Origin of the sequence: Mesorhizobium sp. M1D.F.Ca.ET.231.01.1.1 (genome assembly GCF_003999155.2) — a bacterium.
In the GTDB taxonomy this organism is placed as follows: Bacteria; Pseudomonadota; Alphaproteobacteria; order Rhizobiales; family Rhizobiaceae; genus Mesorhizobium.
The window spans coordinates 801,904-828,715 of the sequence record NZ_RZOZ02000001.1 but is presented as its reverse complement, the minus strand read 5'-3'; the positions used below and the strand labels follow the sequence as shown (position 1 = coordinate 828,715).

25 protein-coding genes and 1 tRNA gene are annotated in these 26,812 nt (G+C 63.7%); 24 read left to right on the top strand and 2 right to left on the bottom strand.

Features of this window, described 5'->3' with window-relative positions:
- Position 1: 1 nt before the first annotated feature.
- The 14 genes from tuf (EN874_RS04155) to EN874_RS04090 all read left to right on the top strand — a co-directional run bounded on the left by tuf (EN874_RS04155) (position 2) and on the right by EN874_RS04090 (position 17,507).
- On the top strand, positions 2 to 1,177 hold the full coding sequence (gene tuf, locus EN874_RS04155; RefSeq protein WP_066989565.1) for an elongation factor Tu: 1,176 nt from the start codon (positions 2 to 4) through the stop codon (positions 1,175 to 1,177).
- 283 nt (positions 1,178 to 1,460) lie between these two features.
- A complete protein-coding gene (locus EN874_RS04150) occupies positions 1,461 to 3,005 on the top strand; it encodes a hypothetical protein (RefSeq protein ID WP_127424517.1) in 1,545 nt (514 codons plus the stop codon).
- 88 nt (positions 3,006 to 3,093) lie between these two features.
- Positions 3,094 to 3,579, top strand: coding sequence for a group II truncated hemoglobin (locus tag EN874_RS04145; RefSeq protein ID WP_127424147.1), 486 nt, complete (start codon positions 3,094 to 3,096; stop codon positions 3,577 to 3,579).
- An 88-nt stretch (positions 3,580 to 3,667) separates the two neighbouring features.
- Positions 3,668 to 4,096 carry a metal-dependent hydrolase gene (locus EN874_RS04140; protein WP_245513445.1) on the top strand — a complete coding sequence of 143 codons (429 nt, stop codon included), beginning with the start codon at positions 3,668 to 3,670 and terminating at the stop codon, positions 4,094 to 4,096.
- A 118-nt stretch (positions 4,097 to 4,214) separates the two neighbouring features.
- A tRNA-Trp gene (locus EN874_RS04135) sits at positions 4,215 to 4,290 on the top strand.
- Positions 4,291 to 4,651: 361 nt separating this feature from the next.
- Positions 4,652 to 4,855 (top strand): preprotein translocase subunit SecE, encoded by a 204-nt coding sequence (gene secE, locus EN874_RS04130; RefSeq protein WP_126084128.1) that lies wholly within the window; start codon positions 4,652 to 4,654, stop codon positions 4,853 to 4,855.
- A 27-nt stretch (positions 4,856 to 4,882) separates the two neighbouring features.
- Positions 4,883 to 5,410 carry a transcription termination/antitermination protein NusG gene (nusG, locus tag EN874_RS04125; RefSeq protein ID WP_059189556.1) on the top strand — a complete coding sequence of 176 codons (528 nt, stop codon included), beginning with the start codon at positions 4,883 to 4,885 and terminating at the stop codon, positions 5,408 to 5,410.
- A gap of 161 nt (positions 5,411 to 5,571) precedes the next feature.
- Complete coding sequence (gene rplK, locus EN874_RS04120) at positions 5,572 to 6,000, top strand: 50S ribosomal protein L11 (protein ID WP_059189557.1); 429 nt, start codon at positions 5,572 to 5,574, stop codon at positions 5,998 to 6,000.
- A gap of 4 nt (positions 6,001 to 6,004) precedes the next feature.
- A complete protein-coding gene (gene rplA, locus EN874_RS04115; RefSeq protein ID WP_126084127.1) occupies positions 6,005 to 6,703 on the top strand; it encodes a 50S ribosomal protein L1 in 699 nt (232 codons plus the stop codon).
- A 375-nt stretch (positions 6,704 to 7,078) separates the two neighbouring features.
- Positions 7,079 to 7,597 (top strand): 50S ribosomal protein L10, encoded by a 519-nt coding sequence (rplJ, locus tag EN874_RS04110; RefSeq protein WP_127424146.1) that lies wholly within the window; start codon positions 7,079 to 7,081, stop codon positions 7,595 to 7,597.
- A gap of 54 nt (positions 7,598 to 7,651) precedes the next feature.
- Complete coding sequence (gene rplL, locus EN874_RS04105) at positions 7,652 to 8,032, top strand: 50S ribosomal protein L7/L12 (RefSeq protein WP_059189560.1); 381 nt, start codon at positions 7,652 to 7,654, stop codon at positions 8,030 to 8,032.
- 254 nt (positions 8,033 to 8,286) lie between these two features.
- A complete protein-coding gene (rpoB, locus tag EN874_RS04100) occupies positions 8,287 to 12,423 on the top strand; it encodes a DNA-directed RNA polymerase subunit beta (RefSeq protein ID WP_127424145.1) in 4,137 nt (1,378 codons plus the stop codon).
- Positions 12,424 to 12,568: 145 nt separating this feature from the next.
- Entirely contained in the window at positions 12,569 to 16,765 is a 4,197-nt protein-coding gene (gene rpoC, locus EN874_RS04095; protein WP_126084124.1) for a DNA-directed RNA polymerase subunit beta', read from the top strand.
- Positions 16,766 to 16,841: 76 nt separating this feature from the next.
- On the top strand, positions 16,842 to 17,507 hold the full coding sequence (locus EN874_RS04090; protein ID WP_127424144.1) for an O-methyltransferase: 666 nt from the start codon (positions 16,842 to 16,844) through the stop codon (positions 17,505 to 17,507).
- 21 nt (positions 17,508 to 17,528) lie between these two features.
- Here EN874_RS04090 and EN874_RS04085 read toward each other — a convergent pair whose 3' ends face one another.
- On the bottom strand, positions 17,529 to 18,458 hold the full coding sequence (locus tag EN874_RS04085; RefSeq protein ID WP_127424143.1) for a Gfo/Idh/MocA family oxidoreductase: 930 nt from the start codon (positions 18,456 to 18,458) through the stop codon (positions 17,529 to 17,531).
- A 99-nt stretch (positions 18,459 to 18,557) separates the two neighbouring features.
- On the bottom strand, positions 18,558 to 18,839 hold the full coding sequence (locus tag EN874_RS04080) for a transcriptional regulator (protein WP_126084121.1): 282 nt from the start codon (positions 18,837 to 18,839) through the stop codon (positions 18,558 to 18,560).
- A 463-nt stretch (positions 18,840 to 19,302) separates the two neighbouring features.
- Between EN874_RS04080 and rpsL the strand changes: the two genes are divergently transcribed.
- From rpsL to rpsS, 10 genes are all read left to right on the top strand, one after another.
- Positions 19,303 to 19,674, top strand: a complete 372-nt coding sequence (gene rpsL, locus EN874_RS04070; RefSeq protein ID WP_006202128.1) for a 30S ribosomal protein S12 — start codon at positions 19,303 to 19,305, stop codon at positions 19,672 to 19,674.
- A gap of 62 nt (positions 19,675 to 19,736) precedes the next feature.
- Complete coding sequence (gene rpsG, locus EN874_RS04065; RefSeq protein WP_041003106.1) at positions 19,737 to 20,207, top strand: 30S ribosomal protein S7; 471 nt, start codon at positions 19,737 to 19,739, stop codon at positions 20,205 to 20,207.
- Positions 20,208 to 20,236: 29 nt separating this feature from the next.
- Positions 20,237 to 22,327 (top strand): elongation factor G, encoded by a 2,091-nt coding sequence (gene fusA, locus EN874_RS04060; protein WP_126084119.1) that lies wholly within the window; start codon positions 20,237 to 20,239, stop codon positions 22,325 to 22,327.
- A 62-nt stretch (positions 22,328 to 22,389) separates the two neighbouring features.
- A complete protein-coding gene (tuf, locus tag EN874_RS04055; protein WP_066989565.1) occupies positions 22,390 to 23,565 on the top strand; it encodes an elongation factor Tu in 1,176 nt (391 codons plus the stop codon).
- Positions 23,566 to 23,631: 66 nt separating this feature from the next.
- The gene (rpsJ, locus tag EN874_RS04050) at positions 23,632 to 23,940 is read left to right on the top strand and encodes a 30S ribosomal protein S10 (protein ID WP_006205468.1); all 309 of its coding nucleotides are present in this window, start codon (positions 23,632 to 23,634) and stop codon (positions 23,938 to 23,940) included.
- A gap of 93 nt (positions 23,941 to 24,033) precedes the next feature.
- Positions 24,034 to 24,750 (top strand): 50S ribosomal protein L3, encoded by a 717-nt coding sequence (rplC, locus tag EN874_RS04045; RefSeq protein WP_126084118.1) that lies wholly within the window; start codon positions 24,034 to 24,036, stop codon positions 24,748 to 24,750.
- Positions 24,750 to 25,370 (top strand): 50S ribosomal protein L4, encoded by a 621-nt coding sequence (gene rplD / locus EN874_RS04040; protein ID WP_126084117.1) that lies wholly within the window; start codon positions 24,750 to 24,752, stop codon positions 25,368 to 25,370. The genes rplC and rplD overlap by 1 nt, the downstream gene beginning before the upstream one ends.
- The gene (locus EN874_RS04035; protein ID WP_040983033.1) at positions 25,367 to 25,660 is read left to right on the top strand and encodes a 50S ribosomal protein L23; all 294 of its coding nucleotides are present in this window, start codon (positions 25,367 to 25,369) and stop codon (positions 25,658 to 25,660) included. The genes rplD and EN874_RS04035 overlap by 4 nt, the downstream gene beginning before the upstream one ends.
- A gap of 22 nt (positions 25,661 to 25,682) precedes the next feature.
- A complete protein-coding gene (gene rplB, locus EN874_RS04030) occupies positions 25,683 to 26,516 on the top strand; it encodes a 50S ribosomal protein L2 (RefSeq protein ID WP_040970375.1) in 834 nt (277 codons plus the stop codon).
- 16 nt (positions 26,517 to 26,532) lie between these two features.
- Positions 26,533 to 26,811, top strand: coding sequence for a 30S ribosomal protein S19 (rpsS, locus tag EN874_RS04025; RefSeq protein WP_015317982.1), 279 nt, complete (start codon positions 26,533 to 26,535; stop codon positions 26,809 to 26,811).
- Position 26,812 lies beyond the last annotated feature (1 nt).

Below are 26,812 nucleotides of genomic sequence, written 5' to 3'. Positions count from 1 at the left end.
TATGGCAAAAGGTAAATTCGAGCGCACCAAGCCGCATGTGAACATTGGCACGATCGGGCACGTCGATCATGGCAAGACGTCGCTGACGGCGGCGATCACGAAGTATTTTGGCGAATACAAGCGCTATGACCAGATCGACGCGGCGCCGGAAGAGAAGGCGCGCGGCATCACGATCTCGACGGCGCATGTCGAGTACGAGACGGCCAACCGTCACTATGCCCACGTCGACTGCCCCGGCCACGCCGACTATGTGAAGAACATGATCACCGGCGCCGCGCAGATGGACGGCGCGATCCTGGTGGTTTCGGCCGCCGACGGCCCGATGCCGCAGACCCGCGAGCACATCCTGCTCGCCCGCCAGGTCGGCGTGCCCTCGATCGTGGTGTTTTTGAACAAGGTCGACCAGGTCGACGATGCCGAGCTTCTCGAGCTGGTCGAGCTCGAGGTTCGCGAGCTGTTGACCAAGAACGAGTTCCCCGGCGACGACATTCCGATCGTCAAGGGCTCGGCGCTGGCAGCGCTTGAGGACTCCAACAAGACCATCGGCGAGGACGCCATCCGCGAGCTGATGGCGCAGGTCGACGCCTACATCCCGACGCCGGTGCGTCCGCTGGACAAGCCGTTCCTGATGCCGATCGAGGACGTGTTCTCGATCTCGGGCCGCGGCACCGTGGTGACCGGCCGCGTCGAGCGCGGCGTGGTCAAGGTCGGCGAGGAACTCGAGATCGTCGGTATCCGTCCGACGGCCAAGACGACCTGCACGGGTGTCGAGATGTTCCGCAAGCTGCTCGACCAGGGCCAGGCCGGCGACAACATCGGCGCGCTGCTGCGCGGCATCGACCGCGAGGGCGTCGAGCGCGGCCAGGTTCTGGCCAAGCCGGGCTCGGTCAAGCCGCACAAGAAGTTCGTGGCCGAAGCCTACATCCTGACCAAGGACGAGGGCGGCCGCCACACGCCGTTCTTCACCAACTACCGTCCGCAGTTCTACTTCCGCACCACCGACGTGACCGGCATCGTGACGCTGCCGGCGGGCACCGAGATGGTGATGCCCGGCGACAACATCACCGTCGACGTCGAGCTGATCGTGCCGATCGCGATGGAAGAGAAGCTGCGCTTCGCCATCCGTGAAGGCGGCCGCACCGTCGGTGCCGGCATCGTCGTCACCATCAAGGAATAATCGATCCGGCTTTTTGCCGGCTCGATACGGAAAGGGCGGTCTTCGGGCCGCCCTTTTTTGTTTCCGCCGTTCGCAGAGCGCCACCTCTTTCAAAACTATTGCAAGCCGCATCGCCGCAACTAGGATGGGTTGTAACCGTGGGGGCTTGCAAAGCGTGGTTCCGGAACGCCGTTCAGACAGCATTCGGTGGTGGCGCGGGCTCTTTCTAGGCTTGGCCGCCGCTGTCGGCGTCGCCAGCTCCGTCGTGGAGGCCAAGGAAGAGGCGCTCGATCTCGGCCCGACGATGCGCTTTGCCGTTGTGCGCAGCAGTGCGCCGGGCTGCGAGCCCAATTGTCCGGAATGGATTTCGGCGGAAGGCACCATCGAAACCGGCACGCCAACGCTGTTCAGACGCCTGCTGAAGACGCTCGGCGGCCGGCAGCTGCCGATCGTCGTCAATTCTCCTGGCGGCAATGTCGACGCCGCGCTCCAACTCGGCCGCATGATCCGCAAGAGCAAGCTCGACATCGCCGTCGGCACGACGGAGTTTTCCGGCTGCTCGCCGCAGATGAAGAACTGCCGCGACGATGACAGCAAGGCCGCGCCCTATGCCGGCGTCGCCTATGACAGCGGCGCCATGTGCAACTCGGCCTGTCCGCTGATGTTTGCCGGCGGCGTCCGCCGCGTGGTCGGCGAGTGGGCCTTTCTCGGCGTCCACCAGATCACCACCACGTATCACAGGGAAAAGCTGCTCTACCGCACCACCTACAAGGTCGTGAACGGCAAGAAGAAAGTCCTCAGCACCAAGATCGTCAGCCGCAGGAACGCCGGCAGCTACAAGACCTATGAGATGAGCAAGGCGGTCGAGAAGCGGCTGTCCGGCTATTTGAAGGAAATGGGTGTCGACCAGGACGTGCTGGACGTGATGAAGGCGACGCCCGCGAGCGACATCAGGCAGATCGGGCCCGACGACATGCTGGAGATGAAGCTCGTCACCAGCCTCGATTCGCTGGACCTGATGACCGGAAAGACCATTTGCCAGCACGGTCCCGTGCCGACGAACTGTCGCGAGATACCGACGAACGGCAATGCCAGACCGGCCGAGGTCGCATCGGTCGAGGTCAAGCCGGCCTCTGCTCAGCCGACAGGGGCCGCATTGCCCTCCAGGTCGGAACAGGAGATGCGCTTCGTGCTGGTTCGCGGCACCAATCCGCTCTGCAACCCCGACTGCCCGGAATGGATTGCGGCAGAGGGGACGATTGTTGCGGCCACACCCGACAGGCTGCGCGAATTGCTGGACACGGTCGGCGGGCGCAGGCTGCCCATCGTCGTCAATTCACCGGGCGGCGACATACAAGGCGCGCTCGCCGCCGGCCGGCTGATCCGCGAGCGCAGGCTGGATGTCGCGGTGGCCCGCACGGACTTTCTCGACTGCGATCCCGGCGCGGCGGGATGCATCGTTAAGGACGGACCCCATGACGGCCTCACCGTCGATGCAGGCGCTGAATGCGACGCCGCCTGCGCGGTGATGGTCGCCGGCGGCGCCAGGCGCTTGGTTGGTGCCGACGCGCATTTCCGGGTGCACTCGATGGGCATGGAGGAAAAGGTTCGAGCCTATCTCGAGGAGATGGCCATCGGCCCGGGCCTGTTCGCCGCGATGCAGTCGGCCCAATATGCCAAGCACAAGGAACTCAGTCAGGACGAATTGGCGAAGTTCGGGCTCACCACCGGCCGCCAGTCGGTGGATGCGTTGACGGGCGCCACGATCTGCAAATCGTCGTCGAAACCCGACAACTGCCGGGTTCTGCCGTCCGCCAATGCCGAGGCGGAGGCGCCGGCAAAACTGTAGCGCGGCGCGCCAACTGGCCATTGAGGCAGGTTGAGCCATGGCCGGCCTTGCCGCTATCGTCGGGGCCCTTCCGGAACGAGGATCGGCAATGCGCGAGGATGTCCCGACTTTGTTCGAATGGGCCGGTGGCGCGGAGGTGCTCAACCGGCTGACGCGGACCTTCTACGACAAGGTCGGGCGAGACCCGATCGTCGGCCCGGTGTTCAGGCACATGTCGCCGGATCATCCGGCGCATGTCGCCGCCTTCATCGGTGAGGTCTTCGGCGGACCAAAGACCTACAGCGAAAAGCATGGCGGCCACCGCGAGATGGTCATGCATCATCTCGGCAAACACCTGAGCGAAGAGCAGCGGCGGCGCTGGATCAATCTTCTCGCCGATGCGGCGGACGAGGTCGGCCTGCCCGACGATCCGGAATTCCGTTCCGCCTTCATGGGCTATGTCGAATGGGGATCGCGCCTAGCCAAGATAAACTCCAATCTCGGTGAGACCTGCGACCCGGAGACCGAGCCGATGCCCGCCTGGGGCTGGGGTGTGCCGGGCGGGCCTTACAGGCCGCCGGTCGGGAAGTCGTAGCGGAAGATGCTGGGTTTCTGCAAAATTCCGAAAAGATGACGCCGCAAAGAAACGGCAGGGTCGTTGCCTCAATGTGAGGTGACCTTGCATGCTGATCGCCCATCTCCCGTCGGGCTATATTCTGGGAAGATTCGCGCGAAAACGCTGGCGCAAAGCGTCCGGCATCGTGGCTGCCGCGATGCTCGGCGGCGTCATCCCGGACATCGACATGCTCTATTTTCACCTGATCGATGGCGGTCGCGCCCACCATCACGCCTACGTCACGCATTGGCCGTTGTTCTGGGCGGTGATCGGAGCGGTAAGCCTGCTGGTCAGTCGGTTGCTCGGTTTGCCGCATCAGCCTTCGATCGCCGCCTTCTTTGCCGGAGCCGTGTTGCATATGACGCTTGACACGGTGGCATCGCCGATCATGTGGCTGGCGCCGTTCAGTCATCATCCCGTTGAGCTCGTGGCCGTCCCCGCCAGGTATGGGAACTGGGGTGCTCAGCTTCATGCTGCACTGGACCTTCGGGCTTGAACTCGTGATATGCGCCTGGGCCTCGTGGCTTGGATGGCTGCGACCGCCACTCCCGGCCGACGCGCCTCAAATGGGCACTTGAGTTCTCATCGGCTTTGTGAAATAGCAGCGCCCGTATACGGGCATAGCTCAGTTGGTAGAGCGGCGGTCTCCAAAACCGCAGGTCGTAGGTTCGAGCCCTGCTGCCCGTGCCATTTCCCAAGTGGCAAAACGAGGATCACGGGCGCTCAGCCGTTGAAAACCGGCGGGTGGCTTGCCATATTGGGAAATCTGGGGCATAAGGCCCCGCATAGCCGGGACGGAACGACTGGATGGTTCCGAGGCGGCGCTCGAACATAAAGCGGAACACTTGCCACTTGCGTGGACCAAGAATCGGTTTTATGTAGACTGAACAGACACGCGACGCGTGGAGCTGGGAAGCCGGCTTTACGCGTCTGATTTGCGTGGGCGAAATGGTGGCGCCGATTCGGCGCCGACACGGAACCCAGGCGGCACGTCCCGGCCAGCGGGATCATCCAGGAGACCCGGCCAACGGGTCTTGAAGACAGGCGGCACATGGCTTCGAAAACCACAAACCCTTTCACCTTTCTCCAGCAGGTTCGTGCGGAGACGGCCAAGGTGACATGGCCCTCGCGCCGCGAGACCATGATCTCGACGGTGATGGTTCTGGTGTTCGCGGTCATCGCCATGATCTTCTTCTTCGCCGCCGACATAGCCATGGGCTATGCGATCGAGTTGGTTTTGGGCCTCGGACATTAAGTTCGGCGATTACGGAGAGGTCGTGAAATGACTGCGCGCTGGTACATCGTCCACGCTTATTCAAACTTCGAGAAGAAGGTCGCCGAGGACATCGAGAACAAGGCCAAGCAGAAGGGCCTGTCCGGCGAGATCGAGCAGATCGTGGTGCCGACCGAGAAGGTCGTCGAGATCCGCCGTGGCCGCAAGGTCGATGCCGAGCGCAAGTTCTTCCCGGGCTATGTGCTTCTGAAGGCCAACCTGACGGACGCCGTGTTCTCGCTGGTCAAGAACACGCCGAAGGTCACCGGCTTCCTGGGCGACTCCAAGCCGGTGCCGATCACCGAAACCGAGGCGCAGCGCATCCTGAACCAGGTGCAGGAAGGCGTCGAGCGGCCGAAGCCCTCGGTCACCTTCGAGATCGGTGAGGCGATCCGCGTTTCGGACGGTCCGTTCGCGTCCTTCAACGGCTTCGTCCAGGAAGTGGACGAGGAGCGGGCGCGCCTCAAGGTGGAAGTTTCGATCTTCGGGCGCGCGGTGCCCGTCGATCTTGAATTCGGACAGGTCGAAAAGGGCTGATCCGGAGATCCCTTGAGCCACAGGCGAGAGGGATCGGCGGCGCGAAGAAGCGCGCTGTCATGAACGGGTGGGAGGCGAAAGTGGTTTAGCCGGCCGCTGGAACCGCACCACCAGACTGCAACCGCCGGTTTTTCCCGGCATGAGAAAAGGCAGGAATAGAGATGGCTAAGAAAGTTGCAGGCCAGCTCAAGCTCCAGGTTGCCGCGGGCTCGGCCACGCCGTCGCCCCCGATCGGCCCGGCGCTTGGTCAGCGCGGCATCAACATCATGGAGTTCTGCAAGGCGTTCAACGCGCAGACCCAGGAGCTGGAGAAGGGCTCGCCCATCCCGGTCGTCATCACCTACTACCAGGACAAGTCGTTCACCTTCGTCATGAAGACGCCGCCGGTGAGCTACTTCCTGAAGAAGGCCGCCAACCTGAAGTCGGGCTCGAAGGAGCCGGGCAAGGTCAAGGCCGGCACGATCTCGCGCGACAAGGTGCGCCAGATCGCCGAGCAGAAGATGAAGGACCTGAACGCAAACGACGTCGAGGCGGCCATGCGCATGGTCGAGGGCTCCGCCCGCTCGATGGGCCTGGAAGTGGTGGGCTAAGATCATGGCAAAGATTGCAAAGCGTGTTGCCAAGAGCCGCGATGGCATCGATCCGAACAAGGCCTATGCGCTCTCCGAGGCGCTGCAGCTGCTCAAGGACCGGTCCACGGTGAAGTTCGACGAGACCGTCGAAGTCGCGATGAATCTCGGCGTCGATCCGCGCCATGCCGACCAGATGGTCCGCGGCGTGGTCAACCTGCCGAACGGCACCGGCCGCTCGGTGCGCGTCGCCGTGTTCGCGCGCGGCGACAAGGCCGAGGAAGCCAAGGCCGCCGGTGCCGACATCGTCGGCGCCGAGGACCTGGTCGACATCGTCCAGAAGGGCACGATCGATTTCGATCGCTGCATCGCCACCCCGGACATGATGCCGCTGGTCGGCCGTCTGGGTAAGGTGCTCGGCCCGCGCGGCATGATGCCGAACCCGAAGGTCGGCACGGTGACCCCCGATGTCGCCGCAGCCGTCAAGGCTTCGAAGGGCGGCGCCGTCGAGTTCCGCGTCGAGAAGGCCGGCATCGTCCAGGCCGGCGTTGGCAAGGTCTCGTTCGACGTCAAGGCGCTGGAAGAGAATGTGCGCGCCTTCGCCGATGCGGTGAACAAGGCAAAGCCCGCCGGCGCCAAGGGCAACTACGTCAAGAAGGTGTCGGTCACCTCGACGATGGGCCCCGGCCTCAAGCTCGACATCGCGACGCTCGCCGCGTCCTGATACGAACTGTTCTGATCGGTCGCTAACTGGCTGATCCGCAAAGAATTCCGGGCCTCCGACTGGTTGGCGGCCCGGTACCGGAAGCCGAAAGGCTTCCGGACATCCTGTCCGAGATTGCAGGCGGCCCAACAGCCTTAATTCATGTGGGCCTGCATGAGACGGGTGAAGACCCGACAAAGGAGCGACAAGCTCCAATGAAAGGTTCGAACCGTGTTTGCCTTTTGTCAGCGCATCGCCGGCTTTGCCGTAGGTGTGGCGAAAGGGGGCAGGATCCTCGAGCGCCGTTCGGGAGATCCGTTTTGGATGGCCCGGCCGGCAAAAGGCAACCCGACCTCTGACCTCGAGAATGAGGCAGGGGTCAACTGGAGATAGGCAGTGGACAGAGCGGAAAAACGCGAACTCGTCACGGGCCTGAACGAAGCGTTCTCGAACGCGGGTTCAGTCGTCGTGGCCCACTACGCCGGTATCACCGTCGCGCAAATGAACGACCTGAGGTCGAAGATGCGCGCCGCCGGTGGCACCGTCAAAGTCGCGAAGAACCGTCTCGCCAAAATCGCTCTTCAGGGCACGGACTCCGCATCGATCGTCGACCTGTTCAAGGGACAGACGCTGATCGCCTATTCGGAGGATCCGGTTGCGGCGCCGAAGGTCGCGTCCGATTTCGCCAAGGGGAATGACAAGTTGATCATTCTCGGCGGCGCAATGGGCACCACCTCGCTCAACGCCGACGGTGTGAAGGCACTCGCCACACTGCCGTCGCTCGACGAGCTGCGCGCCAAGCTGGTTGGCATGATCGCCACGCCGGCAACCCGGATCGCCCAGATCGTCAATGCACCCGCGGCTTCGGTCGCGCGCGTCATCGGCGCTTACGCCCGGAAGGACGAGGCGGCATGAGGCCGTTCCTCGCTATCACAAACACACGTTCGAACCTTACGAAGGAATATGCAAATGGCTGATCTCGCAAAGATCGTAGACGACCTTTCGAAGCTGACCGTCCTCGAGGCGGCCGAGCTGTCGAAGCTCCTGGAAGAGAAGTGGGGCGTTTCGGCCGCTGCTCCGGTGGCGGTTGCCGCTGCTGGCGGCGCTGGTGCCGCTGCCGCTGCTCCGGCTGAAGAGAAGACGGAATTCGACGTCGTTCTCGCCGACGCCGGCGCCCAGAAGATCAACGTCATCAAGGAAGTCCGCGCCATCACCGGTCTTGGCCTCAAGGAAGCCAAGGACCTGGTCGAGGCGGCTCCGAAGCCGGTCAAGGAAGGCGTTTCCAAGGCCGACGCCGACAAGTTCAAGGCTCAGCTGGAAGCAGCCGGCGCCAAGGTCGAGCTGAAGTAACAGGCGAGGGCGGACGGTCTCGCGCCGTCCGCCCCCTCCCTTGACGAAGGGAGGCTTCACGTTGCGCGAGACGTTTGAAAACCTCTTTCCTGAGGGCCGGAAACGGCCTTCAGGAAACGGGTTTTCTCCCGTTTTAGCCGGCAGCCGCCAAGCGGGCAGCCGGAAAAACAGACAGGGGCAGCCGGCGAGGCGGCCCGTTGGTGCAAGGCGAACCGCGGCGAGGTTCGTCCCGAGTTTTGAGCTAAGGAGCGACGATGGCCCAGACCCAGACTTTCAATGGCCGCAGACGCGTACGCAAGTTCTTCGGAAAGATCCCGGAAGTTGCGGAGATGCCGAACCTGATCGAGGTTCAGAAGGCATCCTATGACCAGTTCCTGATGGTGGACGAGCCCAAGGGCGGGCGTCCGGACGAGGGACTGCAGGCCGTTTTCAAGTCGGTCTTCCCGATCTCCGATTTTTCCGGCTCATCGATGCTGGAATTCGTGAAGTATGAGTTCGAAGGACCGAAATTCGACGTTGACGAGTGCCGTCAGCGCGACCTGACCTATGCCGCGCCGCTGAAGGTGACGCTGCGCCTCATCGTGTTCGATATCGACGAGGACACCGGCGCGAAGTCGATCAAGGACATCAAGGAGCAGGACGTCTACATGGGCGACATGCCGCTCATGACGTCGAACGGCACCTTCATCGTCAACGGCACCGAGCGCGTCATCGTCTCCCAGATGCACCGCTCGCCGGGCGTCTTCTTCGACCATGACAAGGGCAAGTCGCACTCGTCGGGCAAGCTTCTGTTTGCCGCGCGCGTCATCCCCTACCGCGGCTCGTGGCTCGACATCGAGTTCGATTCCAAGGACGTCGTGCACGCCCGCATCGACCGCCGCCGCAAGATCCCGGTGACGTCGCTGCTGATGGCGCTTGGCATGGACGGCGAGGAGATCCTGTCGACCTTCTACAACAAGATCACCTACAAGCGCGCCGGCGACCACTGGCGCATTCCGTTCAACGTCGAGCGTTTCCGCGGCCTCAAGGCCGTCGGCGATCTGGTCGACGCGGACACCGGCGAGATCGTCGTCGAGGCCGGCAAGAAGATCACCGCCCGCCAGGCCCGCCAGCTCGGCGAGAAGGGTCTCAAGGCGATCAAGGCGACCGACGAGGACCTGCTCGGCAACTACCTGGCCGAGGACATCGTCAACTACGCCACCGGCGAGATCTTCCTCGAGGCCGGCGACGAGATCGACGACAAGACGCTGAAGGTGCTGCTCGGCACCGGCGAGGACGAGATCCAGATCCTCGACATCGACCACGTCAATGTCGGCGCCTACATCCGCAACACTTTAGCCGTCGACAAGAACGAGAGCCGCCAGGACGCGCTGTTCGACATCTACCGTGTCATGCGTCCGGGCGAGCCGCCGACGCTCGAGACCGCCGAAGCCATGTTCAACTCGCTGTTCTTCGACAGCGAGCGCTACGACCTGTCGGCCGTCGGCCGCGTCAAGATGAACATGCGCCTCGAGCTCAAGGCCGAGGACACCGTGCGCGTGCTGCGCAAGGAGGACATCCTGGCCGTGGTCAAGACGCTGGTGGAGCTGCGCGACGGCAAGGGCGAGATCGACGACATCGACAATCTCGGCAACCGCCGCGTGCGCTCGGTCGGCGAGCTGATGGAGAACCAGTACCGCGTCGGTCTGCTGCGCATGGAGCGCGCGATCAAGGAGCGCATGTCCTCGATCGAGATCGACACGGTCATGCCGCAGGACCTGATCAACGCCAAGCCGGCCGCCGCCGCGGTGCGCGAGTTCTTCGGCTCCTCGCAGCTGTCGCAGTTCATGGACCAGACCAACCCGCTGTCGGAGATCACCCACAAGCGCCGCCTCTCGGCGCTCGGACCGGGCGGTCTGACCCGCGAGCGCGCCGGTTTCGAGGTGCGCGACGTGCACCCGACGCATTACGGCCGCATCTGCCCGATCGAGACGCCGGAAGGCCCGAATATCGGCCTGATCAACTCGCTGGCCACCTTTGCGCGCGTCAACAAGTACGGCTTCATCGAGAGCCCGTACCGCAAGATCGTCAACGGCAAGCTGACCAATGAAGTCGTCTATCTGTCGGCGATGGAAGAGGCCAAGCACCATGTCGCGCAGGCCAACGCCGAGCTCGACAAGAACGGCGGCTTCGTCGACGAGTTCGTCATCTGCCGCAACGCCGGCGAGGTGATGATGGCGCCGCGCGAGAACGTCGACCTGATGGACGTGTCGCCGAAGCAGATGGTGTCGGTGGCCGCGGCCCTCATTCCGTTCCTCGAGAACGACGACGCCAACCGCGCGCTGATGGGTTCGAACATGCAGCGTCAGGCCGTGCCGCTGGTGCGCGCCGAGGCGCCGTTCGTCGGCACCGGCATGGAGCCGGTCGTGGCCCGCGACTCGGGCGCCGCTATCGGCGCCCGCCGCGGCGGTGTGGTCGACCAGGTGGACGCCACCCGTATCGTCATCCGCGCCACGGAAGATCTCGACCCGGGCAAGTCCGGCGTCGACATCTACCGGCTGATGAAGTTCCAGCGTTCGAACCAGAACACCTGCATCAACCAGCGTCCGCTGGTGCGTGTCGGCGACCGGGTGAACAAGGGCGACATCATCGCCGACGGTCCGTCGACCGAGCTCGGCGATCTGGCGCTCGGCCGCAACGTGCTGGTCGCGTTCATGCCGTGGAACGGCTACAACTACGAGGACTCGATCCTCTTGTCGGAGCGCATCGTCGCCGACGACGTCTTCACCTCAATCCATATCGAGGAGTTCGAGGTCATGGCCCGCGACACCAAGCTCGGGCCGGAGGAAATCACGCGCGACATTCCGAACGTCTCGGAAGAAGCGCTGAAGAACCTCGACGAAGCCGGCATCGTCTACATCGGCGCCGAAGTGCAGCCGGGCGACATCCTGGTCGGCAAGATCACGCCGAAGGGTGAAAGCCCGATGACGCCGGAAGAGAAGCTTCTGCGCGCCATCTTCGGCGAAAAGGCCTCCGACGTGCGCGATACCTCCATGCGCATGCCTCCGGGCACCTTCGGCACGGTCGTCGAAGTGCGCGTCTTCAACCGCCACGGCGTGGAGAAGGACGAGCGCGCCATGGCGATCGAGCGCGAGGAGATCGAGCGCCTGGCCAAGGACCGCGATGACGAGCAGGCGATCCTCGACCGCAACGTCTACTCGCGCCTGTCCGACATGCTGGTCGGCAAGGATGCGATTGCCGGACCGAAGGGCTTCAAGAAGGGCTCGAAGCTGTCGAAGGATACGCTGGACGACTATCCGCGCTCGCAGTGGTGGCAGTTCGCCGTGGAGAACGAAAAGCTCCAGAGCGAACTGGAAGCCCTGCGCGGCCAGTACGACGATTCCAAGAAGGCGCTCGAGCAGCGCTTCATGGACAAGGTCGAGAAGGTGCAGCGCGGCGACGAAATGCCTCCGGGCGTCATGAAGATGGTCAAGGTCTTCGTGGCCGTGAAGCGCAAGATGCAGCCCGGCGACAAGATGGCCGGCCGGCACGGCAACAAGGGTGTCGTGTCGCGCATCGTTCCGGTCGAGGACATGCCTTTCCTCGAGGACGGCACGCATGCCGATATCGTGCTCAACCCGCTGGGTGTGCCGAGCCGCATGAATGTCGGCCAGATCCTGGAAACGCATCTGGGCTGGGCCTGCGCCGGCATGGGCAGGAAGATCGGCGAGCTGATCGAGGCGTACAAGGCGGGCGGCGACATCAAGCCGCTGCGCAAGACGATCGAGAGCTTCATGCCGGCCAATGACCGCAACGAGCCGGTCCGCGAGTACGACGACGAAAGCATCGTTCGCCTCGGCGAGCAGATGCGCCGCGGCGTCTCCATCGCGACCCCGGTGTTCGACGGCGCGCACGAGGGCGACATCAACATCATGCTGGAGCAGGCGGGCCTGCACACCAGCGGTCAGTCGCAGCTCTATGACGGACGCACCGGCGAGCCGTTCGATCGCAAGGTGACGATGGGCTATATCTATATGCTCAAGCTTCACCACCTGGTGGACGACAAGATCCACGCGCGTTCGATCGGCCCGTACTCGCTGGTCACCCAGCAGCCGCTGGGCGGCAAGGCGCAGTTCGGCGGCCAGCGCTTCGGCGAAATGGAGGTCTGGGCGCTCGAAGCGTACGGCGCCGCCTACACGCTGCAGGAGATGCTGACGGTGAAGTCGGACGACGTCGCCGGACGCACCAAGGTCTACGAAGCTATCGTCCGTGGCGACGACACGTTCGAGGCCGGCATTCCCGAGAGCTTCAACGTTCTCGTCAAGGAAATGCGGTCCCTCGGCCTCAATGTCGAGCTGGAGAACACCAAGCTCGACGACGCCCCGGTGCGGCTGCCAGATGCTGCCGAATAGGGGCGCGGCCGAATAAGGCAACGGCGCGCCGCGCAATATCGCGGCGCGCCAATCAAATTCCTCGGCCGGTGGGCCGACCACTCAGCGGGCATTCGGCCCGCGTCAGATGCAAGGGGTTTTCGAGGACCCCGAAAAGGAGAACGGCATGAACCAAGAGGTCATGAATCTCTTCAATCCCCAGGCGCCGGCGCAGGTGTTCGATTCCATCCGGATTTCGCTCGCCAGCCCTGAGAAGATTCTGTCCTGGTCGTTCGGCGAGATTAAAAAGCCGGAGACCATCAACTACCGCACCTTCAAGCCAGAGCGTGACGGTCTGTTCTGCGCGCGCATTTTTGGCCCGATCAAGGACTACGAGTGCCTGTGCGGCAAGTACAAGCGCATGAAGTACAAGGGCGTCATCTGCGAGAAGTGCGGCGTCGAAGTCACGCTGTCGCGCGTCCGCCGCGAGCGCATGGGCCATATCGAGCTCGCCGCGCCCGTCGCCCACATATGGTTCCTGAAGTCGCTGCCCTCGCGCATCGGCACGCTGCTCGACATGACGCTGAAGGACATCGAGCGCGTCCTCTACTTCGAGAACTACATCGTCACCGAGCCCGGCCTCACCGCGCTGAAGGAGCACCAGCTGCTCAGCGAGGAAGAATACATGCTGGCCGTCGACGAGTATGGCGAGGATTCCTTCACCGCCATGATCGGCGCCGAGGCCATCCATGACCTCCTGGCCGGCATGGACCTGGAGAAGATCGCCGGCGATCTGCGCTCGGAGCTGGCTTCGACCACGTCCGAGCTCAAGCAGAAGAAGCTCTTGAAGCGGCTCAAGGTCGTCGAGAACTTCATGGAATCCGGCAACCGTCCGGAATGGATGATCATGAAGGTGGTTCCGGTGATCCCGCCGGACCTGCGTCCGCTGGTTCCGCTGGATGGCGGCCGTTTCGCCACGTCCGACCTCAACGACCTCTATCGCCGCGTCATCAACCGCAACAACCGTCTGAAGCGGCTGATCGAGCTGCGCGCGCCGGGCATCATCGTGCGCAACGAAAAGCGCATGCTGCAGGAGGCCGTCGACGCGCTGTTCGACAACGGCCGCCGCGGCCGCGTCATCACCGGCGCCAACAAGCGCCCGCTGAAGTCGCTGTCCGACATGCTGAAGGGCAAGCAGGGCCGGTTCCGCCAGAACCTGCTCGGCAAGCGCGTCGACTATTCCGGCCGCTCGGTCATCGTGACCGGTCCGGAACTCAAGCTGCATCAGTGCGGCCTGCCGAAGAAGATGGCGCTCGAACTGTTCAAGCCCTTCATCTACGCCCGCCTCGACGCCAAGGGCTTCTCCTCGACGGTCAAGCAGGCGAAGAAGCTGGTCGAGAAGGAGCGTCCGGAGGTCTGGGATATCCTCGACGAGGTCATCCGCGAGCATCCGGTGCTTCTGAACCGCGCGCCGACGCTGCACCGCCTCGGCATCCAGGCGTTCGAGCCGATCCTGATCGAAGGCAAGGCGATCCAGCTTCACCCGCTGGTCTGCACGGCCTTCAACGCCGACTTCGACGGCGACCAGATGGCGGTCCACGTGCCGCTGTCCCTGGAAGCGCAGCTCGAAGCCCGCGTGCTGATGATGTCGACCAACAACATCCTGCACCCGGCTTCCGGCGCGCCGATCATCGTGCCGTCGCAGGACATGGTTCTCGGTCTCTACTATCTGTCGATCGTCAACCAGAACGAGCCGGGCGAAGGCATGGTGTTCGCCGACATGGGCGAGCTCCAGCACGCGCTGGAGACCAAGGCCGTGACGCTGCACGCCAAGATCAAGGGCCGCTTCCGCACGGTCGATGCAGAAGGCAAGGTCGTGTCGAAGATCTACGACACCACGCCTGGCCGCATGATCATCGGCGAGCTTCTGCCGAAGAACGTCAACGTGCCTTATGAGACCGCCAACCAGGAGATGACCAAGAAGAACATCTCCAAGATGATCGACACCGTCTACCGCCACTGCGGTCAGAAGGAGACGGTCATCTTCTGCGACCGCATCATGGCTCTCGGCTTCGCCCATGCCTGCCGCGCCGGCATTTCGTTCGGCAAGGACGACATGGTGATCCCGGACACCAAGCTGAAGCTGGTCTCCGACACCGAGGCTTTGGCCAAGGAGTACGAGCAGCAGTACAATGACGGCCTGATCACCCAGGGCGAGAAGTACAACAAGGTGGTCGACGCCTGGGCCAAGTGCTCGGAAAAGGTCGCCGACGAGATGATGGCCCGCATCAAGGCGGTGGAATTCGAGGACAATGGCCGTCAGAAGCCGATGAACTCGATCTACATGATGTCGCATTCGGGTGCGCGCGGTTCGCCCACCCAGATGCGCCAGCTCGCCGGCATGCGCGGCCTGATGGCCAAGCCTTCGGGCGAGATCATCGAGACGCCGATCATCTCGAACTTCAAGGAAGGCCTCACCGTGCTCGAGTACTTCAACTCGACCCACGGCGCCCGTAAGGGTCTGGCCGACACCGCGTTGAAGACTGCGAACTCGGGCTACCTCACCCGCCGTCTGGTCGACGTGGCGCAGGACTGCATCGTCAATTCGCTGGATTGCGGCACCGACAAGGGCCTCACCATGCAGCCGATCGTCGATGCCGGTCAGATCGTCGCCTCGGTCGGTCAGCGCGTGCTGGGCCGCACGGCGCTCGACGACATCAACCACCCGGTCTCCGGCGAACTGCTGGTCAAGGCCGGCAAGCTGATGGACGAGCGCGATGTGGAGCAGATCGAGAAGGCCGGCGTGCAGTCGGTGCGCATCCGCTCGGCGCTGACCTGCGAGGTCAGGACCGGCGTCTGCGCGGTCTGCTACGGTCGCGATCTTGCCCGCGGCACGCCCGTCAACCAGGGGGAGGCCGTCGGCGTCATCGCGGCGCAGTCGATCGGCGAGCCGGGCACTCAGCTCACCATGCGCACCTTCCACATGGGCGGCACAGCGCAGGTGGTGGACTCCTCGTTCCTCGAAGCCTCCTATGAGGGCAAGGTCGAGATCCGCAACCGCAACGTGGTGCGCAACTCCGAAGGCCAGCAGATGGTCATGGGCCGCAACATGGCGGTCCTGATCCTCGACGAGACCGGCAAGGAGCGCGCCACGCACCGCGTCGCCTACGGCTCGCGCATCTTCGTGGACGATGGCGACAAGGTGAAGCGCGGCCAGCGCATCGCCGAGTGGGATCCGTACACCCGCCCGATCCTCACCGAAATCGAGGGCAAGGTGGCGTTCGAGGATCTGGTCGACGGCATCTCCGTTCAGGAGACGGCCGACGAATCGACCGGCATCACCAAGCGCGAGGTCATCGACTGGCGTTCGACGCCGCGCGGCAGCGACCTGAAGCCGGCGATCGTCGTTCAGGACGCCAAGGGCAAGGTCGGCAAGCTGTCGAAGGGCGGCGATGCACGCTTCCTGCTCTCGGTCGAGGCCATCCTCTCGGTCGAGCCGGGCGCGCATGTCCGTCCGGGCGACGTGCTGGCGCGTATCCCGATGGAAAGCGCCAAGACCAAGGACATCACCGGCGGTCTGCCGCGTGTTGCCGAACTGTTCGAGGCTCGCCGTCCGAAGGATCACGCCATCATCGCCGAGATCGATGGCACGGTCCGCTTCGGCCGCGACTACAAGAACAAGCGCCGCATCATCATCGAGCCGCATGACTCGACGCTGGAGCCGGTCGAGTACCTGATCCCGAAAGGCAAGCCGTTCCATCTGCAGGACGGCGACGTCATCGAGAAGGGCGACTACATCCTTGACGGCAACCCGGCGCCGCACGACATCCTGGCGATCAAGGGCGTGGAGGCGCTTGCGTCCTACCTCGTCAACGAGATCCAGGAGGTCTACCGCCTGCAGGGCGTGTCGATCAACGACAAGCACATCGAGGTGATCGTTCGCCAGATGCTGCAGAAGGTCGAGATCACCACGCAGGGCGACTCGACCTACATTCCGGGCGATCATGTCGACGTGATCGAGCTGGAAGAGGTCAACGAGCGGCTGATCGAGGACGGCAAGAAGCCGGCCGAAGGCCAGCCTGTGCTGCTCGGCATCACCAAGGCCTCGCTGCAGACGCCGTCCTTCATCTCGGCCGCCTCCTTCCAGGAGACGACCAGGGTGCTGACGGAAGCCGCGGTTGCCGGCAAGACCGACATGCTGCAGGGCCTGAAGGAGAACGTCATCGTCGGCCGTCTGATCCCGGCCGGCACCGGCGGCACGATGAGCCAGATCCGGCGCATCGCCACCTCGCGCGACGAGCTGATCATCGACGAGCGCCGCAAGGCCTCCGGTGTCGAGGTCGCCGAGCCGATGCTGACCAACATGGTCAACGCCGCGCAGTAGGCGCGGATGGGATGAGAGAAAGAAAAAGGGGCCCGCGTGGCCCCTTTTTGCATTCCGGTTACGAACGAGGATAACCATGAGCACCAGGACTTGGACGGCCGTCGACGACTATATCGTTTCCTCTCTTTTCGATGCGGATCCGGCACTTGAGGCGGTGCTTGCAGCCAACCGCGAGCAGGGCCTGCCGGCGATCGATGTTTCCGCCGCGCAAGGCAAATTGCTTTCGCTGCTGGTGCGGATTGGCAGTGCGAAAAAAGTGCTCGAGATCGGCACGCTCGGCGGCTACTCGACCGTCTGGATGGCAAGGGCCCTGCCTGCCGACGGCAAGGTCGTGACGCTTGAGCTTGACCCACACCACGCCAAGGTCGCGCGCTCGAATTTCGAGCGGGCAGGCGTCTCGGAGAAGGTCGATCTGCGGGTTGGCCCGGCGCTCCAGTCGCTCGCTGCGCTGGCTGACGAGAACGCCGGTCCATTCGACCTGATCTTCATCGACGCCGACAAGCCGAACAACCCGAACTATCTGACCTGGGCAATGAAGTTGTCGAGCTCAGGCACGGTCATCGTCTGCGACAACGTCATCCGCGACGGCGCGGTCGTGAAAAAGAACAGCGGTGACGCCAATGTCGAAGGCGCGCGTGCCGCGTTTTCGTTCATCGGTGGCGACAAACGTCTGGATGGCACTGCCATCCAGACGGTCGGCGCCAAGGGCTATGATGGATTTGCGATCGCAATCGTGGATTGACGGCCCGCCAGCCCCGTCACTTCAGTCGAAGAACGCCTCGACCACGTTTCGTTTGCCGAGCATGAAGGCATCGGCGACATGTTGCAGCGGTGCCAGGTCGACGTCGGAGACGCCGGCCCGCACGATCTCCGCAAAGCGCTTGTAGAGCATCGGATATTCGGCCTCCGGCTCGTCATGGATGATCTTGCCGTCGACGGCGAGTTTTGCGCCGCCGCCCGAGAGCACCATCTTGCCCTTGTCGGTCTCGGCCAGGATGTCCCAGCTCTGTGGACCGGTCTGCAGCCAGTCGAGCTCCATCGTCACCGGCAGCCCGTGCGAGGTCCGGAAAGCGACATGCGCCGCGACCGGCGAAGCGCGGTTCTCGGGGAAGTCGAGCACGGCCGAGGTGATGAACATCGGCGGCAGGATATGGGTGGCGATCGACAGCGCGTTGATGCCCGGATCGAACACCCCGAAGCCGCCCGGCGCCCAGATCCACTCCTGGTTCGGGTGCCAGCGGCGCACGTCCTCTTTCCAGTTGATGGCGGCCGAGCTGATTTTCGCCGAGGCCAGGAAAGCCCGCGCGGCCTCGACCGCCGGCGCATAGCGCGAATGCCAGCTGGCAAAGAGCGAAACGCCTTTCTTCGCGGCAAGCGCCTTCAGATCCTCGACTTCGCTGACGGTAGCGCCCGGCGGCTTCTCCAGGAAGACTTGCTTCCCGGCTTCGAGCGCCGTGCGCGCCGCGTCGTAGCGGAACTGCGGCGGCATGCAGAGCGAGACGGCTTCCAGGCTGGGCTCGGCCGCGAGCATCGCCTCGATGGTCGGATAGTTCGGAATGCCGTCGACCTTGCCGTGGCGGCTCGCCGCGGCCGCAAGCTGGTAGCTGGCGTCCTTCGCCAGGGCGGGGAGATGCTGATCGCGGACGATCTTCCCCACGCCGACGATACCGAGCCTGATGGGATTGCTGGTCATGGGAGCTCCGAGGGATTGGAAGAGACAGGTGTTTCTAGGCAGGACAGAGCTGCCCGGCAAGCCGCGATGACATCGTGCCGCGGGGATCGGCGTCTCGAATCAGATCGGTTCGTCGAACGTGACGATCGAAACCTCGCCTTCCAGCGCTCCCTGATAGGCCGACAGATGCGGCTCTTCGTCGGGCGCGCCTTCCATGTCGCCGATCTGGTCGAGCTCGGCTTCGGCGAATCCTTCCGCCGCCAGCGATTCGAGCGCGCGGCGCACGGCGGAATCATCGTCGGGCGCGACCAGCATCACATGCACGCCCTCCGGCTTGCCGCCTTTTCGCCGCCACACCCGGCCAGTGATGATGGTGACCGGGCGCTCTTCGTTGTCGTTCACGGGCTGATTCCTCCGGAAGAGGGGCTTTTTGCCATTCATGCCGCCTTTTTGCACGAAGCCGGCCGAGATGACAGGTGAAAGGCGGTCACTTTCTTCCTCGTCCTTGAAGAAAGACGCAAGAAAATTACATGCGTTTTCCGCATGGCTGCCAAGCTTCGGAAGGCGCGCAATATTTCCCGTTCCGGGGTTGACGGACAGGGGCCTTGCGAGTAGAAGCCGCCACGTCAGAACCGATGTGAGACTTTCCTTTCCGAGGCGACGCGCCTTGGAGTTTGCCTCAAACAGGGTTCGTTTTACGAGCGAAAAGACATCTCCGGCGCGCATGAAGCGGCTTCCGCTTCCTCTGCAATTTGTTCGGGCAGGACCGCGAGGCGCGGTGTGTTGCCCGAATTTGCGTATGGAAATGACGCTTTGAGCGGCCCTGACAGGGCGAGACACGGAATTTGAGAGACAAGAGGGTTTAATGCCTACCGTCAACCAGCTGATCCGCAAGCCGCGCCTGGCGCCGGTGAAGCGCAACAAGGTCCCGGCCATGCAGCAGAACCCGCAGAAGCGGGGCGTCTGCACGCGCGTCTACACCACGACGCCGAAGAAGCCGAACTCGGCGCTGCGCAAGGTGGCCAAGATCCGCCTGACCAATGGTTTCGAAGTGATCGGCTACATCCCGGGCGAAGGCCATAACCTTCAGGAGCACTCGGTGGTCATGATCCGCGGCGGCCGCGTCAAGGATCTGCCGGGCGTCCGCTATCACATCATCCGCGGCGTGCTCGACACGCAGGGTGTGAAGAACCGCAAGCAGCGCCGTTCGAAATACGGTGCCAAGCGTCCGAAGTAAGGGTTTCCGGCTTCGGCGCTTTTTTTGACTGCGCCGTGCCACGAGATTGAGAGACAAAAGCCATGTCCCGTCGTCACAGTGCAGAAAAGCGTGAGATCAACCCGGACCCCAAGTTCGGCGACCTGGTCGTCACCAAGTTCATGAACGCCGTCATGTATGATGGCAAGAAGTCGGTTGCCGAGACGATCGTCTACGGCGCGCTGGACCAGGTCCAGGCCAAGACCAAGCAGGAGCCGGTCGCCGTCTTCCACCAGGCGCTCGACAATGTCGCGCCGCATGTGGAAGTGCGCTCGCGTCGCGTCGGCGGCGCCACCTACCAGGTTCCGGTCGACGTGCGCCCCGAGCGCCGTCAGGCGTTGGCCATCCGCTGGCTGATCGCCGCCGCGCGCAACCGCAACGAGACCACCATGGTCGACCGCCTCTCGGGCGAGCTGATGGACGCGGCCAACAACCGCGGCACGGCCGTCAAGAAGCGTGAAGACACCCACAAGATGGCAGAAGCCAACCGCGCCTTCGCGCACTACCGCTGGTAAAGCGCGAACGAGACTGAGAGGCACCTCCCATGGCCCGCGAATACAAAATCGAAGACTACCGCAATTTCGGTATCATGGCGCATATCGACGCCGGCAAGACGACGACGACCGAGCGCGTCCTGTACTACACGGGCAAGTCGCACAAGATCGGCGAAGTTCATGATGGCGCTGCCACCATGGACTGGATGGAGCAGGAGCAGGAACGCGGCATCACCATCACGTCCGCCGCCACCACGACCTTCTGGAAGGGTCGTGACGGCAAGATGCGCCGCTTCAACATCATCGACACCCCCGGACACGTCGACTTCACCATCGAGGTCGAGCGTTCGCTGCGCGTGCTCGACGGCGCCATCGCGCTGCTCGATGCCAACGCCGGCGTCGAGCCGCAGACCGAGACCGTGTGGCGCCAGGCCGACAAATACCACGTGCCGCGCATGATCTTCTGCAACAAGATGGACAAGATCGGCGCCGACTTCTACCGCTCGGAAGAAATGATCGGCTCGCGCCTCGGCGCGCAGGCCGTCGTCATGCAGCTGCCGATCGGCGCCGAGACCGAGTTCAAGGGCGTCGTCGACCTCGTCGAGATGAACGCGCTTGTGTGGCGCGACGAGACGCTGGGCGCTGCCTGGGACGTCGTCGAGATCCCGGCTGACCTGAAGGACAAGGCCGAGCAGTACCGCGAGAAGATGATCGAGGCCGCCGTCGAGATGGACGAGACGGCGCTCGAGAACTACCTCGAAGGCAAGATGCCGTCGAACGACGAGATCCGCGCGCTGATCCGCAAGGGCACCATCGCGGTCAAGTTCTTCCCGATGTTCTGCGGTTCGGCTTTCAAGAACAAGGGCGTGCAGCCGCTGCTCGACGCCGTTGTCGAATACCTGCCGTCGCCGATCGACGTGCCGGCCATCAAGGGCGTCGACGCCAAGACCGATGCCGAGATCGAGCGTCACGCCGATGACAACGAGCCGCTGTCGATGCTGGCGTTCAAGATCATGAACGACCCGTTCGTCGGTTCGTTGACCTTCGCCCGCATCTACTCGGGCAAGCTCTCGAAGGGCGCGTCGCTCGACAACACCGTGAAGGGTAAGAAGGAGCGCATCGGCCGCATGCTGCAGATGCATGCGAACTCGCGCGCCGACATCGAGGAAGCCTATGCCGGCGACATCGTCGCTCTGGCCGGCCTCAAGGACACGACCACCGGCGACACGCTTTGCGATCCGCTGCATCCGGTCATCCTGGAGCGCATGGAGTTCCCCGATCCGGTCATCCAGATCGCCATCGAGCCGAAGACCAAGAACGACCAGGAGAAGATGGGCCTCGCGCTGCATCGTCTGGCGGCCGAGGATCCGTCCTTCCGCGTCAAGACCGACGAGGAAAGCGGCCAGACCATCATCGCCGGCATGGGCGAGCTGCATCTGGACATCATCGTCGACCGCATGCGCCGCGAGTTCAAGGTCGAGGCCAATGTCGGCGCTCCGCAGGTGGCCTATCGCGAGACGATAACCCGCACCCACGAGCAGGACTACACGCACAAGAAGCAGACCGGCGGTACCGGCCAGTTCGCTCGCGTCAAGATCGTGTTCGAGCCGAACACCGAGAGCGAAGAGTTCGTGTTCGAGTCCAAGATCGTCGGCGGTGCGGTGCCGAAGGAATACATCCCCGGCGTCGAGAAGGGTATCAACAGCGTCATGGGTTCCGGCCCGTTCGCCGGCTTCCCGATGATCGGCGTCAAGGCGACGCTGATCGACGGTGCCTTCCACGACGTCGACTCCTCGGTGCTGGCGTTCGAAATCGCGTCCCGCGCCTGCTTCAAGGAAGCCGCTCCGCGCCTCGGCGTGCAGCTGCTGGAGCCGATCATGAAGGTCGAGGTCGTGACGCCGGAAGACTATGTCGGCGGCGTCATCGGCGACCTCAACGGCCGCCGCGGCCAGATCCAGGGCCAGGAAGCGCGTGGCGTGGCTGTCGTCATCAACGCCATGGTGCCTTTGGCCAACATGTTCAAGTATGTCGACAATCTGCGTTCGATGTCGCAGGGCCGCGCCCAGTACACGATGCAGTTCGACCACTACGAACCGGTTCCGACCGCGGTCGCCCAGGAAGTCCAGAAGAAATACGCGTAACTCGAGCGGGTTGCACGAGACCTTAATTTGAGCCCCGCACGGGCAAGGAATGGAGACATCACATGGCAAAAGGTAAATTCGAGCGCACCAAGCCGCATGTGAACATTGGCACGATCGGGCACGTCGATCATGGCAAGACGTCGCTGACGGCGGCGATCACGAAGTATTTTGGCGAATACAAGCGCTATGACCAGATCGACGCGGCGCCGGAAGAGAAGGCGCGCGGCATCACGATCTCGACGGCGCATGTCGAGTACGAGACGGCCAACCGTCACTATGCCCACGTCGACTGCCCCGGCCACGCCGACTATGTGAAGAACATGATCACCGGCGCCGCGCAGATGGACGGCGCGATCCTGGTGGTTTCGGCCGCCGACGGCCCGATGCCGCAGACCCGCGAGCACATCCTCTTGGCCCGCCAGGTCGGCGTGCCCTCGATCGTGGTGTTTTTGAACAAGGTCGACCAGGTCGACGATGCCGAGCTTCTCGAGCTGGTCGAGCTCGAGGTTCGCGAGCTGCTGACCAAGAACGAGTTCCCCGGCGACGACATTCCGATCGTCAAGGGCTCGGCGCTGGCAGCGCTTGAGGACTCCAACAAGACCATCGGCGAGGACGCCATCCGCGAGCTGATGGCGCAGGTCGACGCCTACATCCCGACGCCGGTGCGTCCGCTGGACAAGCCGTTCCTGATGCCGATCGAGGACGTGTTCTCGATCTCGGGCCGCGGCACGGTGGTGACCGGCCGCGTCGAGCGCGGCGTGGTCAAGGTCGGCGAGGAACTCGAGATCGTCGGCATCCGTCCGACGGCCAAGACGACCTGCACGGGCGTCGAGATGTTCCGCAAGCTGCTCGACCAGGGCCAGGCCGGCGACAACATCGGCGCGCTGCTGCGCGGCATCGACCGCGAGGGCGTCGAGCGCGGCCAGGTTCTGGCCAAGCCGGGCTCGGTCAAGCCGCACAAGAAGTTCGTGGCCGAAGCCTACATCCTGACCAAGGACGAGGGCGGCCGTCACACGCCGTTCTTCACCAACTACCGTCCGCAGTTCTACTTCCGCACGACGGACGTGACCGGCATCGTGACGCTGCCGGCGGGCACCGAGATGGTGATGCCCGGCGACAACATCACCGTCGACGTCGAGCTGATCGTGCCGATCGCGATGGAAGAGAAGCTGCGCTTCGCCATCCGTGAAGGCGGCCGCACCGTCGGTGCCGGCATCGTCGTCACCATCAAAGAGTAATTTGGACGAAACGGATCTGTCGCGGGCGCGGGCTGCCCGCGCCGCGCCAGAACAAGGAATTGACGCATGAACGGACAGAATATCCGCATCCGCCTTAAGGCGTTTGACCACCGGGTGCTCGACGCCTCGACGCGCGAAATCGTGTCGACCGCCAAGCGCACCGGCGCCAACGTCCGCGGCCCCATTCCGCTGCCGACGCGGATCGAAAAGTTCACGGTCAACCGGTCGCCTCACGTCGACAAGAAGAGCCGCGAGCAGTTCGAGATGCGCACCCACAAGCGGCTGCTCGACATCGTCGATCCGACCCCGCAGACGGTCGATGCTCTGATGAAGCTCGATCTGGCCGCCGGTGTCGACGTCGAGATCAAGCTCTAAGGAACAAGAGGGCGGGGAGACCCGGAACTCTGAAGGAACAAGAGGCGTGGAGGGGCGTCAGCCCCGACAGGGAACTCTAAAGGAATTGAACCGATGCGTTCAGGTGTGATTGCAAAGAAGGTGGGAATGACCCGCATCTACAACGATGCCGGGGAACACGTTCCCGTCACCGTTCTCCAGATGGAGAACTGCCAGGTCGTGGCGCAGCGCACGCAGGAGAAGAACGGCTACACCGCCGTCCAGCTCGGCGTTGGCCTTGCCAAGGTGAAGAACACGTCGAAGGCGATGCGCGGCCATTTCGCCGCCGCCTCCGTTGAGCCGAAGGCGAAGCTCGCCGAATTCCGCGTCTCCGCCGACAACATGATCGACGTCGGCGCCGAGCTCACCGTCGAGCACTTCGTCGCCGGCCAGAAGGTCGACGTCACCGGCACCTCGACCGGCAAGGGTTTCCAGGGCGTGATCAAGCGGCACAACATGGGTGGTGGCCGCGCCACGCACGGTAACTCGGTCTCGCACCGCACGCACGGCTCGACCGGCCAGCGCCAGGACCCCGGCAAGGTGTTCAAGGGCAAGAAGATGGCGGGCCACATGGGCGACGTCCGCGTCACCACGCAGAATGTCGAGGTCGTCTCGACCGATGCCGACCGTGGCCTGATCCTGATCCGCGGCGCCGTTCCCGGCGTCAAGGGCGCCTGGATCCTGGTCCGCGACGCGGCCAAGGTTGCGCTGCCGGCCAACGCGCCGAAGCCTGCCGCGATCCGCGCTGCTACCGCCAAGAACGAAGCCCCGGCCACCGAGGGAGCGGAATAATGGACCTCAAGATCACAACGCTCGGCGGCAAGGACGCCGGCAAGGTGAAACTCTCCGAGGAGATTTTCGGCCTTGATCCGCGCGAGGACATCCTGCAGCGCGTCGTGCGCTGGCAGCTCGCCAAGAAGCAGCAGGGCACGCACAAGGCCAAGGGCCGCGCTGAGATCGCGCGCACCGGCGCCAAGATGTACAAGCAGAAGGGTACGGGCCGCGCCCGTCACCATTCGGCTCGCGCTCCGCAGTTCCGCGGCGGCGGCAAGGCACACGGCCCGGTCGTGCGCAGCCACGAGCACGAGCTGCCGAAGAAGGTGCGCGCGCTGGGCCTCAAGCATGCTCTCTCGGCCAAGGCCAAGAGCGCTTCGCTGATCATCGTCGACGAGCTGAAGCTCGCCGAAGGCAAGACCAAGGCGCTGGCGGCAAGCCTCGAGACGCTCGGGCTCACCAACGCCCTGGTGATCGGCGGCGCCGAGCTCGACCAGAACTTCAAGCTGGCGGCGACCAACATTCCGAACATCGACGTGCTGCCCATCCAGGGCATCAACGTCTACGACATTCTGCGCCGCGGCACGCTGGTCCTTTCGAAGGCCGCCGTCGAGGCTCTCGAGGAGCGCTTCAAATGACCGACCTTCGTCACTACGACGTGATCGTCTCGCCGGCGATCACCGAAAAGTCGACCATGGCTTCCGAGCAGAACCAGGTCGTCTTCAACGTCGCCAAGAAGGCGTCGAAGCCGGAAATCAAGGCCGCCGTCGAAGCGCTCTTCGGCGTCAAGGTGACGGCCGTGAACACGCTCGTCCGCAAGGGCAAGATCAAGCGCTTCCGCGGCACGGTTGGCCGCCAGGGCGACGTCAAGAAGGCGGTTGTGACGCTGGCCGACGGCCAGTCGATCGACGTCGCGACGGGTCTCTGAGCAAGGCCGCGAGGACAGGACAATGGCACTCAAGAAATTCAACCCGGTAACGCCGAGCACCCGCCAGCTGGTCATCGTCGACCGCTCGGGCCTTTACAAGGGCAAGCCCGTCAAGGGTCTGACCGAAGGCCTGACCAAGTCGGGCGGCCGCAACAATTACGGCCGCATCACGGCCCGCTTCATCGGCGGCGGTCACAAGCGTTCGTACCGCATCATCGACTTCAAGCGTAAGAAGTATGATGTCGTCGGCACGGTGGAGCGTATCGAATACGATCCGAACCGCACCGCCTTCATCGCGCTGATCAAGTATGACGACGGCGAGCTGTCCTACATCCTGGCGCCGCAGCGTCTGGCTGCCGGCGACAAGATCGTGGCCGGCGAGGCCGTCGACGTGAAGCCGGGCAATGCGATGCCGCTGGCTTCGATGCCGGTCGGCACGATCGTCCACAACATCGAGCTGAAGCCGGGCAAGGGCGGCCAGGTCGCCCGTTCGGCGGGCGGTTACGCCCAGCTCGTCGGCCGCGACCAGGGCATGGCGATCCTGCGCCTCAACTCGGGCGAGCAGCGTGTCGTGCACGGCTCCTGCATGGCCACCGTCGGCGCCGTGTCGAACCCCGACCACGGCAACATCAACGACGGCAAGGCCGGCCGCACGGTGTGGCGCGGCAAGCGCCCGCACAATCGCGGCGTGGCCATGAACCCGGTCGACCATCCGCACGGCGGCGGCGAAGGCCGCACCTCGGGGGGCCGTCATCCGGTTTCGCCCTGGGGCAAGCCGACCAAGGGCAAGAAGACGCGGTCCAACAAGGCGACCGACAAGTTCATCGTGCGCTCGCGCCACCAGCGCAAGAGCTAAGAAGAGGTAACGCCAAGTGACTCGTTCGATTTGGAAAGGCCCCTTCATCGACGGCTACCTTCTCAAGAAGGTGGACAAGGTTCGTGAAGGCGGTCGCAATGAGGTGATCAAGATGTGGAGCCGTCGCTCCACCATCCTGCCGCAGTTCGTCGGCCTCACCTTCGGTGTCTATAACGGCCAGAAGCATGTCCCGGTCTCGGTGAACGAGGACATGGTCGGTCACAAGTTCGGTGAATTCGCTCCGACCCGGACCTATTACGGTCACGGCGCGGATAAGAAGGCGAAGAGGAAGTAAT

Excerpts from the sequence above, each read along its gene's own strand:
- EN874_RS04085 (WP_127424143.1), bottom strand. The coding sequence starts at position 18,458 with ATGACCAGCAATCCCATCAGGCTCGGTATCGTCGGCGTGGGGAAGATC.
- rplC (WP_126084118.1), top strand. The coding sequence starts at position 24,034 with ATGCGTTCAGGTGTGATTGCAAAGAAGGTGGGAATGACCCGCATCTAC.
- rpoC (WP_126084124.1), top strand. The coding sequence starts at position 12,569 with ATGAACCAAGAGGTCATGAATCTCTTCAATCCCCAGGCGCCGGCGCAG.
- fusA (WP_126084119.1), top strand. The coding sequence starts at position 20,237 with ATGGCCCGCGAATACAAAATCGAAGACTACCGCAATTTCGGTATCATG.
- secE (WP_126084128.1), top strand. The coding sequence starts at position 4,652 with ATGGCTTCGAAAACCACAAACCCTTTCACCTTTCTCCAGCAGGTTCGT.
- rplA (WP_126084127.1), top strand. The coding sequence starts at position 6,005 with ATGGCAAAGATTGCAAAGCGTGTTGCCAAGAGCCGCGATGGCATCGAT.
- EN874_RS04140 (WP_245513445.1), top strand. The coding sequence starts at position 3,668 with ATGCTGATCGCCCATCTCCCGTCGGGCTATATTCTGGGAAGATTCGCG.
- rplB (WP_040970375.1), top strand. The coding sequence starts at position 25,683 with ATGGCACTCAAGAAATTCAACCCGGTAACGCCGAGCACCCGCCAGCTG.
- rpsL (WP_006202128.1), top strand. The coding sequence starts at position 19,303 with ATGCCTACCGTCAACCAGCTGATCCGCAAGCCGCGCCTGGCGCCGGTG.
- tuf (WP_066989565.1), top strand. The coding sequence starts at position 22,390 with ATGGCAAAAGGTAAATTCGAGCGCACCAAGCCGCATGTGAACATTGGC.
- rpsJ (WP_006205468.1), top strand. The coding sequence starts at position 23,632 with ATGAACGGACAGAATATCCGCATCCGCCTTAAGGCGTTTGACCACCGG.
- EN874_RS04035 (WP_040983033.1), top strand. The coding sequence starts at position 25,367 with ATGACCGACCTTCGTCACTACGACGTGATCGTCTCGCCGGCGATCACC.
- rpsG (WP_041003106.1), top strand. The coding sequence starts at position 19,737 with ATGTCCCGTCGTCACAGTGCAGAAAAGCGTGAGATCAACCCGGACCCC.
- EN874_RS04090 (WP_127424144.1), top strand. The coding sequence starts at position 16,842 with ATGAGCACCAGGACTTGGACGGCCGTCGACGACTATATCGTTTCCTCT.
- rplL (WP_059189560.1), top strand. The coding sequence starts at position 7,652 with ATGGCTGATCTCGCAAAGATCGTAGACGACCTTTCGAAGCTGACCGTC.
- rpoB (WP_127424145.1), top strand. The coding sequence starts at position 8,287 with ATGGCCCAGACCCAGACTTTCAATGGCCGCAGACGCGTACGCAAGTTC.
- tuf (WP_066989565.1), top strand. The coding sequence starts at position 2 with ATGGCAAAAGGTAAATTCGAGCGCACCAAGCCGCATGTGAACATTGGC.
- EN874_RS04145 (WP_127424147.1), top strand. The coding sequence starts at position 3,094 with ATGCGCGAGGATGTCCCGACTTTGTTCGAATGGGCCGGTGGCGCGGAG.
- nusG (WP_059189556.1), top strand. The coding sequence starts at position 4,883 with ATGACTGCGCGCTGGTACATCGTCCACGCTTATTCAAACTTCGAGAAG.
- EN874_RS04150 (WP_127424517.1), top strand. The coding sequence starts at position 1,461 with ATGCGCTTTGCCGTTGTGCGCAGCAGTGCGCCGGGCTGCGAGCCCAAT.
- rplD (WP_126084117.1), top strand. The coding sequence starts at position 24,750 with ATGGACCTCAAGATCACAACGCTCGGCGGCAAGGACGCCGGCAAGGTG.
- rplK (WP_059189557.1), top strand. The coding sequence starts at position 5,572 with ATGGCTAAGAAAGTTGCAGGCCAGCTCAAGCTCCAGGTTGCCGCGGGC.